This window comes from Paraburkholderia sp. EG287B (assembly GCF_040965595.1).
In the GTDB taxonomy this organism is placed as follows: domain Bacteria; phylum Pseudomonadota; class Gammaproteobacteria; order Burkholderiales; family Burkholderiaceae; genus Paraburkholderia.
Genome location: NZ_JBFRCG010000079.1, coordinates 1 through 727, shown reverse-complemented (window position 1 = coordinate 727; position 727 = coordinate 1). Strand labels below are relative to the sequence as shown.

Annotated in this window: 1 pseudogene; it reads right to left on the bottom strand. The window is 56.9% G+C overall.

Features of this window, described 5'->3' with window-relative positions:
* Positions 1–582, bottom strand: a pseudogene (locus AB4Y40_RS42770) (transposase); the annotation flags it as partial.
* Between the last annotated feature and the right edge of the window lie 145 nt (positions 583–727).

The window sequence follows — 727 nt, the reverse complement described above, 5'->3', positions numbered from 1 at the left end:
TATAACCAAACTGCTGCTTGAGCACGCGAAACGGATGTTCAACCTTGGCGCGCACGCCAGCCTTCAGACGCTCAATCTGGTTGTATATCGCGTCCAGACGATTGTTCAGGTCCAGTTGTCGACGCTTACCTGGTCGCATCGCGACATGCCAGCGTACCGGGTTTGCCTGACAGCGCTTCTCAATACCCTGATATCCGGCGTCAGCGTACACATCCTAACCACCGCGAGCATCTGCGCGGTCAGACCGTGCGTTTCGAGAAGGTGACCGAACCGCAGAATCGTGCTCTCGTCCGGCAAACGCGTCATACCTTCGCCCAGCTCCGCAAACTCACGATACAGCGGCACGTCATAAAGCGCCTCTTCCATCGCTGGGTCTGACAGACCAAACCACTGCTGCATGAAGTGGATCTGCAGCATCGTCGCAACCGGAAACGGCGGCCTTCCAGTCTTACCCTTCGGATAGTGCGGTTCGATCAACGCAATCAACCTCAACCATGGCACCACGCGCCTCATCTCATCGAGAAATTCCCGCTTGCACGTGCGTTTCGTCGAAAGATCCAGACCAAGACCGAGCTGTGTCATCGACGAACTCCTTGAACTTGTCTATCTTCCAGGATAGGCGAACCAGTCTTCAATGCCAGGACTTTTGCAGATGGTATGGACGCCTCCCCCCGGAAACGGGCCGTCGTGGAAGTGACGGACCGGGCGCGGGAGACTTGGCACGCGT